The sequence below is a fragment of the Polaromonas sp. P1_G4 genome, assembly GCF_056405475.1.
In genome coordinates this window covers 1-8,922 of sequence record NZ_JBFUCA010000140.1, presented here as the reverse complement: position 1 = coordinate 8,922, position 8,922 = coordinate 1, and the positions used below count along the sequence as shown (strand labels likewise).

Here is an 8,922-nt window from a genome sequence, read left to right as displayed (position 1 = left end):
CCAAATTATTTTGCGACAAAACCTCCGCGGTCGCCGCCAAACGCGAGCGCCGCAAGGAAGCACGCCCCGGCGAACTGCTGGACGCGGCGCTAGACCTGTTCGTGGAAAAAGGCTTTGCCGCCACCCGCGCCGAAGAAGTGGCGGCGCGCGCCGGGGTCTCGAAAGGCACACTGTTCCTTTACTTCCAGAGCAAGGAAGAACTGTTCAAGGCCGTGGTGCGCGAAAACATTTCGGGCCGCTTCACGGAATGGCGCACCGAGCTGGACACCTTTGAAGGCACCACCCCTGAATTGCTGGCTTACTGCATGAACAGCTGGTGGGAGCGCGTGGGCCTGACGCGCGCGTCGGGCCTGACCAAGCTGATGATGAGCGAGGCCAAGAACTTCCCCGACATCGCGGCCTTCTACCAGCAGGAAGTCATCATGCCGGGCCACGGGCTGATCCGCAGCATCCTGCAGCGCGGCATGGACCGCGGCGAGTTCCGCCCCATGGACCTGGACTATGCGGTCTACCTGGTGGTCGCTCCCATGATTTTCCTGATCCTGTCCAGGCACACCGCCGGCATCTGCATCAGCAGCGACGCGGACCTGGATGCCCAAAAATACATCGCCTTCCAGGTGGAAACCATCCTGAACGGCATCTCCGCGCCAGCCGGCGTCGCCGCACAGGCCAACAGGAAAGCCGCAACATGAAACGATGGGTCAAGTGGGCGGTCGCCGGGCTTATCGTGCTGCTCATCGCGGGCGGCGTACTGCGTGCACTGTCCGCACGCAAGGCCCAGCAACAGGCGCTTGCCGCAAGCACCGCTGTCAAGGACATGGGGCAGGTCGAGCTGGCCGCCACCGATGTGGTCAAGGCCCAGACACGCGACGTGGTTCAGGGACTGCCGGTGTCGGGCTCGCTCAAGGCCGTCAACTCCGCCGTCATCAAGGCGCGCGTGGCCGGCGAGCTGCAGGGTCTCACGGTTCGCGAAGGCGACGTGGTCAAGGCCGGCCAGGTGATTGCGCGCATCGACGCCACCGAATACCAGTCACGCGTGCGCCAGGCCCGCGAGCAGGCCGAGTCGGCCAAGGCACAGGTCGACGTGGTGCAGCGCCAGTACGACAACAACAAAGCGCTGGTTGACCAGGGCTTCATCTCGAAGACCGCGCTCGACACCTCCCTGGCCAATCTCAATGCCGCGCAGTCCACCTACAAGGCAGCCCTGGCCGCCACCGAGGTCGCGGCCAAATCGGTGGACGACACGATCCTGAAAGCCCCCATCTCCGGCCAGGTGTCGCAGCGCCTGKCGCAACCCGGTGAACGCGTGGGCATCGACACCAAAATCGTCGAGGTGGTGGACCTGAGCCGGCTCGAGCTGGAAGCCACCTTGAGCGCCACCGACTCCATGGACGTGCGCGTGGGCCAGACCGCGCAGCTGCAGATCGAAGGCAGCCGCCAGCCCGTCACGGCCAAAGTGGTGCGCATCAATCCCACAGCGCAGGCCGGCAGCCGCAGTGTGATGGCTTACCTCAGCATCGACAACCCGGGCGCAGCAGGCGACGCCGGCGCGCCGCCCTTGCGCCAGGGGCTGTTTGCGCAGGGCACGCTGGGCACGGCCAGCGCTTCGCTGCTGTCGGTGCCGGTCAGCGCCGTGCGCACCGACAAACCCACACCTTATGTGCAGGCGGTTGAAAACGACCTGGTGGTACACAAGAGCGTCGAGCTGGGTGCGCGCGGCACCGCCGGCAAAGACAGCGTGGTAGCCGTCAAGGGCCTGGCCGACGGCGCGGTGGTGATACGCGGCGAGATCGGCCCATTGCGTGAGGGCACCAAAGTGCGCTTCACACAGCTTCCGGCTGCGGCGCAAGCGGCCAGTGCACCCGCCAAGCCGGCGCCCTGAGGACTCACGCGCATGTGGTTCACGCAGGTCAGCCTCAGGAATCCCGTGTTCGCCACCATGGTCATGCTGGCCATCGTGGTGCTGGGACTGTTCTCCTACCAGCGCATGCAGGTCGACCAGTTCCCGAACATCGACTTTCCGGTGGTCGTCATTACCGCCGAATACCCGGGCGCTTCGCCCGAAATCGTTGAAAGCGAAGTCACCAAAAAAATTGAAGAAGGCGTCAACTCGATCGCCGGCATCAACGCGCTGACCTCGCGCAGCTACGAAGGCCAGTCGGTCGTCATCATGGAGTTCCAGCTCTACGTCGACGGGCGCCGCGCTGCCGAGGACGTGCGCGAAAAGATCGCCGCCATCCGGCCCACCCTCCGAGATGAAGTGAAAGAGCCGCGCGTGCTGCGCTTCGACCCGGCAAGCCGGGCGATCTGGTCCGTTGCAGTGTTGCCCAATGCCCAAAGCGGCAATGCCATGTCGGCCGTGGAGCTCACCAACTGGGCCGACCAGGTCTTGAAAAAGCGCCTGGAGAACGTACGCGGTGCGGGCTCCGTCACGCTCGTGGGCGGCACCAAGCGCGAAATCAATGTCTACCTGAATCCGCAGGCCATGGAGTCGCTGGGCATCACGGCCGACCAGGTGGTCAATGCCGTGCGCAACGAGAACCAGGATTTGCCGGTGGGTGCCATCCGCTCGCTGCAGCAGGAGCGCGTCGTCAAGATCGATGCGCGCATGAAGCGCCCCGAAGATTTCGGAAAAATCATTGTGGCGCGCAAGGGCGCTGCGCCGGTCACGGTGGACCAGGTGGCACGCGTTGCCGACGGCGCACAGGAAATCGACAGCCTGGCGCTGTACAACGGCCAGCGCACACTGCTGCTGTCGGTGCAAAAAGCGCAGGACGAAAACACTATTGCCGTGGTCGATGGCTTGAACCAGGCCATCAAGGACATCCAGCCGCAATTGCCGACCGGTGCGCGACTGGAGCTCATCACCGATGGCTCGCGGCCGATTCGTGTGGCCGTTGAAAACGTGCGCCGCACGCTGATTGAAGGCGCACTGCTGACGGTGCTGATTGTTTTCCTGTTCCTGAATTCGTGGCGCTCCACGGTGATCACCGGGCTCACGCTGCCGATCTCCATCATCGGCACCTTCCTGTTCATGAACCTGTTCGGCTTCACCATCAACATGATCACGCTGATGGCGCTGTCGCTGTGCGTGGGCCTGTTGATTGACGACGCCATCGTGGTGCGCGAGAACATCGTGCGCCATGTGCAGATGGGCAAGGGACCCTACCAGGCCTCGCTGGACGGCACGCAGGAGATCGGCCTGGCCGTGCTGGCCACCACGTTTTCCATCGTGGCGGTGTTCCTGCCGATCGGCTTCATGGGCGGCATCATCGGCAAGTTCTTCCACGAGTTCGGCGTGACCATCGTGGCGGCGGTGCTGATCTCGATGTTCGTGAGCTTCACGCTGGACCCGATGCTCTCCAGCATCTGGCACGACCCTTCGATAGAAGCGCACGGAAAACGCCATGCGCCCGTCACTTTCTACGACAAGACCATAGGCCGCGTCACCGGCTGGTTTGACCACGCCACCGACTCGCTGAGCAACAGCTACCAGGGCATCCTGCGCTGGTCGCTGGGCCACAAGCTGGCCACCCTGGCCCTGGCCGTGATGATTTTTGTCACCAGCATTTTCATGGTGCCGCTGCTGGGCACCGAGTTTGTGCCCAAGGCCGACTTCTCGGAAACCTCACTCAACTTCTACACGCCGGTAGGCTCCTCGCTGGAAACCACCGAAGCCAAGGCGCAGCAGGTGGAAGCCATCATCCGCGAATTCCCCGAGGTGAAATACACGCTGGCCACCCTGAATACAGGCAATGCCCAAGGCAAGATGTACGCCAGCATTTATGTGCGCCTGGTGGACCGCAAGGCACGCACCCGCAGCGTCGACCAAATGTCGGGCGTGCTGCGCGAGCKCCTCAAGCAGGTGCCCGGCATCACCGTGACGCACGTCGGGCTGCTCGACGCGGTGGGCGGCAACAAGCAGGTGGAGTTTTCCCTGCAGGGAACGGATTTGAAAGAGCTGGAGCGCCTCACGCGCGCCATCAACGACAAGATCCGCGGCATCCCCGGCCTGGTAGACCTGGACTCCAGCGTCAAGGCCGACAAGCCGGTGATTGAAATTGATGTGCGGCGCGACGCAGCCTCCGACCTGGGCCTGTCGGTGTCGCAGATCGCTGCCTCATTGCGCACATTGGTGGCCGGGCAGACGGTGGGCAACTGGCGCGCGCCCGACGACCAGACCTACGACGTGAACGTGCGTCTGGCACCCGATGCGCGCAATGCGCCGCAGGACCTGGAGCGTCTGCCCTTCATGAGCACCCCTGGCAGCAGCGCCGACGGCGCCGCGCATATAGTCCGGCTCAACCAGGTAGCCACCGTGAAGGAATCCACCGGGCCCAACCAGATCAACCGGCGCGACATGGCGCGCGAAGTCGCCATCAACGCCAACGTCTACAACCGCTCGGCCGGCGAGGTGTCGAACGACATCAAGGCAGCGCTGGAGAACTTCAGCTTTCCGCCCGGTTACCGCTACCAGTTCAGCGGCTCCACCAAGAACATGGCTGAATCCTTTGGCTACGCCGTGTCGGCACTGGTGATGGCCATTTTGTTCATCTACATGATCCTGGCCAGCCAGTTCAAGAGCTTTTTGCAGCCGATGGCGCTGATGACCTCGTTGCCGCTGACGCTGATCGGTGTGGTGCTGGCCCTGCTGCTGTTTCGCTCCACGCTCTCTATGTTTTCCATCATCGGCGTGGTGATGCTGATGGGGCTGGTCACCAAGAACGCCATCTTGCTGGTGGACTTTRCCATTCGCATGCGTGCCGACCAGGTGGACGTGGATGGCCACCGCGTTCCGGGCATGAACCGCAGCGATGCGCTGCTGCATGCCGCCAAGGTGCGGCTGCGCCCCATCCTGATGACCACGCTGGCGATGATTTTCGGCATGGTGCCGCTGGCTTTTGCCCTGACCGAGGGCTCGGAACAGCGCGCGCCCATGGGCCAGGCCGTGATCGGCGGTGTCATTACCTCTTCGCTGCTGACCTTGGTGGTGGTGCCGGTGACGTATTGCTACCTGGACGACCTGGGCCAGTGGTTCAAGCGCAAATTCGGCCCCAGAACACCGCCGCAAGACCCCGCAGACATGCCTGCCGCAACGCCGGCCACCGTCATGGGCGACCGCTAAAATCAAAGGTTTATCTCGTGTACAGCTCACCCTCCCCCATTTCGCCAACCTACAGGTCCGCCATGAACTACGAACAAGCCCGATTCAACATGATTGAGCAGCAAATCCGCCCCTGGGAAGTGCTGGACAACCAGGTCCTTTCCCTGCTGGCCGTGGTCAAGCGCGAAGACTTTGTGCCGGCCGCCCAGAAGGCACTGGCCTTTGTCGACATGGAAATCCCGCTGGGCACCGGGCCCGGCCAGTGCATGCTGGCGCCCAAGGTGGAGGCCCGCATCCTGCAGGAACTGGCCGTGCAAAAGCATGAAAAGGTGCTGGAAATCGGCGCTGGCTCCGGCTACATGGCCGCACTGCTGGCGCACCGTGCGCAGCAAGTGATCACGCTGGAGATCKACCCCAAGCTCGCACAGACCGCACGCGACAACCTGCAAAGGGCAGGCCTTTACAACGCCGAAGTGCGCACCGGCGACGGCGCCGCAAAAATCGCCCAGGCCGTTTCCAGCAACGACCCGCTTCGTGGACCGTTTGACGTGATCGTGCTCAGTGGCTCGGTCGCCGAAGTGCCGGCTTCGCTGCTGTCCCTGCTCAAGGTGGGTGGCCGCCTGAGCGCCATCGTGGGTTTTGAGCCGGTGATGCGCGCGACCCTGGTCACACGCGTAGCCGAAGACGCCTGGCGTACCACCCAGGCCTGGGACACCGTGGCGCCGCGCCTGCTGAATTTCCCTGAGCCCTCGAAATTCAGCTTCTGAGCCTGGCCGCCGTACACAACTTCACCAACGCCAAGCACGCATTCCAACGCAGGACAGCCGACCATGATTCCCCAACTGAGCCCCGTCAACTTCGCCGAGTGGCGCAACAACGCCGGGGAAGGCGCGCCCGCCCTGCCTGTGGTGCTGGACGTGCGCGAGCCCTGGGAACTGCAGACGGCCTCGGTCAAGGAGGACGGCTTCAGGCTGGTGCACATCCCGATGCGGGAAATACCCACGCGCCTGGCTGAGCTGCAGGAAATCGGAGCCGGCACCGGCCAGCCGATCGCCTGCCTCTGCCACCACGGCATGCGCAGCCTGCAGGTGGCCAACTATCTGACACAAAGCGGCTTCACCGAGGTCGTCAACCTGCAGGGCGGCATTGACGCGTGGTCGCAGCAGGTGGACCCGTCGGTCCCTGTGTACTGACCTTTGCCGCCGCTGCGCACCGTACTCACTCCATCCACCCATTCCTCAGGACCTTTATGACCACGCCCAAGAAACCGCCGGCGCTACGCCTGTCGATGTTGCCCCTGTCGATTGCCGTCACCGCAGCGCTGATGATGGCGGCGCCGGCCGCGCAGGCCCAGAGCCTGGTGGAACTGTATGAGTCGGCCCGCGCCTTCGACGCTGCCTACCAGTCGGCCAAGCTGCAGTACGACGCCAACCTCGCCAGGGCCGACCAGGCCAAGGCCGGCATCTTGCCGACGGCAGGCATTTCGGCGGGTGTGTCGCGCACCGGCTTTGAAAACACCGCACCGGTGATAGACCGCAGCTTCAACACACAAAACGCCACGCTCAACCTTTCGCAGCCGCTGTACCGACCGGCCAACTGGGCCACCTACCAGCAGGCCTCCAGGCAGGTCGAGCAGTCCCAGGCGCAACTCGAAACCGCCAACCAGGACCTGATCGTGCGCACCAGCCAGGCGTACTTTGACGTGCTGGCCGCACAGGACACGCTGACGTTTGTCCGGGCGCAAAAAGCCGCAGTGGCCGAGCAGCTGGCGTCGGCCAAGCGCAACTTTGAAGTGGGTACATCCACCATCACCGACACCCGCGAAGCGCAGGCGCGCTACGACCTGGTCATCGCCCAGGAAATCGCCGCCGAAAACGATTTGCGCGTCAAAAAAATCGCGCTGGACACGCTGGTCGGGAAAACCGAAACGCAACCCAAACCCCTGCTGGCGCCCGTCAATTTGCCGGCCGTGGTACCTGCCGATGTGAACATCTGGGTGCAGCAATCAGAAGCAGTGCACCCGAATATCCGTCTGGCGCAAAGCGGGCTGGAGATCGCCGACCTGGAAGTCAAAAAAGCCGAAGCCGGCCACAAGCCGACGCTGGACGCGACGGCCAGCTACAACGTGACGCGCAACCCGTCGGGCACGGCCACCACCATCCCGCCGTTTGCCTTTCGCACCAACACAACCACCATCGGTGTGGTGCTGAACGTGCCGCTGTTCGCCGGTTTTGCGACGCAAAACCGCGTGCGCGAAACCCTCTCGCTGAAAGACAAGGCGCAAAGCGACCTTGAAGGTGCGCGCCGCACCGTGGCCCAGGCCACGCGCACGGCCTATTTCGGCGTGCTGTCGGGCCAGGGCCAGGTCAAGGCGCTGGAAGCCGCCGAGCTGTCAAGCCAGAGCGCACTGGATGCCAACAAGCTGGGTTACCAGGTCGGCGTCCGCATCAACATCGATGTCCTCAACTCGCAGAGCCAGCTGTTCCAGACCAAACGCGACCTGGCCAAGGCGCGCTACGACGTGCTGTTGGGCGACCTGAAACTGCGCCAGGCCAATGGCACGCTGACACCGGAAGACCTGCAAAAAATCAACGCACTGCTGGCCAGGTAAATCGCGGTACGCTTCACAACACTCCAACAAAGGCCCGGCCCGGGGCCAGAATTTCCATGTTGATGCCCGCACACAATCCCCTGCCCTTGCCGATAGAGGCTGAACGCGTGACCGATGCGCCGGTACACATCCCCAAAGGCCCCAGCTTCGAGCTGATCGAGGAAACCACCTGGGAAGAACTCAAGCGCGCGGGACGCCAGCAACCGTTTGACAAACCCGTGCTGGTCAAGGGCGGCATCCATCACTGGCCGGCCTGGAAAAAATGGTCGTTTGAATTCCTCGCCGACGTCTGTGCCGGCAAGGGCGCCGAGGTGCCGGTCAAGTTTACCGATGGCCTGGTCGAACAGGGCGTGACCAAGGGCCGCCCCTTCCTTCCGGTTGCGCCCTACCTGCGGGAACTCGGCAAGGCGGCGCAACGCACGCCGGACCCCATGGCAGGTCTGCTGCCCAAGCCGGTGCGGGACAGCTACAAACCCGGCGAGCGCTTTCACCTGAACTGGGCCCACATGCAGTCGTTCAAGCCGACGACCTTGTACCTGGCGCAGTGGGACATCCTCGAAAAATACCCCGAGCTGCGGCGCGACCTGCTCATCAAGAGCCTGTGGCCCGGCCGCATGACCTGGGAATACGTGTTCATGGGCCCGGCCAATACCGTGACCGGCCTGCACAACGATTTCCCGCACAACTGGTTTGTGCAACTCCAGGGCGTCAAGGAGTTCATCCTTTTCTCACCCGACCAGCGCCAGCACATGTGCCCGGCCGCCAAATACGACTGGGGTGCCACGCTGAGTGACATCAACGTCTCGCGCCTGCCCGAGCAAGTCCGCGAACTCGCCTCCTTCGAAAAAGCCCATGGCTACCACGCCCGCGTTGAAGCCGGCGATGCCCTGTTCATCCCCAAGCGAACCTGGCATTCAGTGGTGTCAGTGGAGCCCTCCATCAGCCTGGGCATGTTTGGCCTGACGCCTTATGAAGTGGCGACCGGCGGCGCCTGGGCCACGCTGCGCGACTGGGCGCATCACCTGCGCCTTTATGCCTGGGGCAACTGCACTTGTCATCAGGTACTGAAGTAGCCCCCAAGCTCCCACTTCGTGTGGCTACCCCCCCCCCGAGGGGCCGCTGCGCCTGCGGTCTGGCAAAGCCAGTCCCGCGGCCCCGGCCTGAAAGGGGAAATCCGTGCTCGCTAGATACTAGATGAGTGTCAGTA

At 63.5% G+C, this 8,922-nt stretch carries 7 protein-coding genes; all 7 read left to right on the top strand.

Annotated features, from left to right (window positions below):
- Positions 1–692: TetR/AcrR family transcriptional regulator (locus AC1D1X_RS09260; protein WP_477698173.1), on the top strand; the 692-nt coding region annotated here is incomplete at its 5' end.
- Positions 689–1,882: an efflux RND transporter periplasmic adaptor subunit gene (locus AC1D1X_RS09255; RefSeq protein WP_477698172.1), complete on the top strand. Its 1,194-nt coding sequence runs from the start codon at positions 689–691 to the stop codon at positions 1,880–1,882. The genes AC1D1X_RS09260 and AC1D1X_RS09255, both read left to right, overlap by 4 nt.
- Before the next feature lie 12 nt (positions 1,883–1,894).
- Entirely contained in the window at positions 1,895–5,125 is a 3,231-nt protein-coding gene (locus AC1D1X_RS09250; RefSeq protein ID WP_477698171.1) for an efflux RND transporter permease subunit, read from the top strand.
- Between the two features lie 62 nt (positions 5,126–5,187).
- On the top strand, positions 5,188–5,871 hold the full coding sequence (locus AC1D1X_RS09245; protein WP_477698170.1) for a protein-L-isoaspartate O-methyltransferase family protein: 684 nt from the start codon (positions 5,188–5,190) through the stop codon (positions 5,869–5,871).
- A gap of 63 nt (positions 5,872–5,934) precedes the next feature.
- Positions 5,935–6,297, top strand: coding sequence for a rhodanese-like domain-containing protein (locus tag AC1D1X_RS09240; protein WP_477668056.1), 363 nt, complete (start codon positions 5,935–5,937; stop codon positions 6,295–6,297).
- Positions 6,298–6,353: 56 nt separating this feature from the next.
- Complete coding sequence (locus tag AC1D1X_RS09235; protein WP_477668057.1) at positions 6,354–7,715, top strand: TolC family outer membrane protein; 1,362 nt, start codon at positions 6,354–6,356, stop codon at positions 7,713–7,715.
- Between the two features lie 62 nt (positions 7,716–7,777).
- The gene (locus tag AC1D1X_RS09230) at positions 7,778–8,788 is read left to right on the top strand and encodes a cupin-like domain-containing protein (RefSeq protein WP_477668058.1); all 1,011 of its coding nucleotides are present in this window, start codon (positions 7,778–7,780) and stop codon (positions 8,786–8,788) included.
- Positions 8,789–8,922: the final 134 nt, after the last annotated feature.

Excerpts from the sequence above, each read along its gene's own strand:
- AC1D1X_RS09240 (WP_477668056.1), top strand. The coding sequence starts at position 5,935 with ATGATTCCCCAACTGAGCCCCGTCAACTTCGCCGAGTGGCGCAACAAC.
- AC1D1X_RS09235 (WP_477668057.1), top strand. The coding sequence starts at position 6,354 with ATGACCACGCCCAAGAAACCGCCGGCGCTACGCCTGTCGATGTTGCCC.
- AC1D1X_RS09230 (WP_477668058.1), top strand. The coding sequence starts at position 7,778 with ATGCCCGCACACAATCCCCTGCCCTTGCCGATAGAGGCTGAACGCGTG.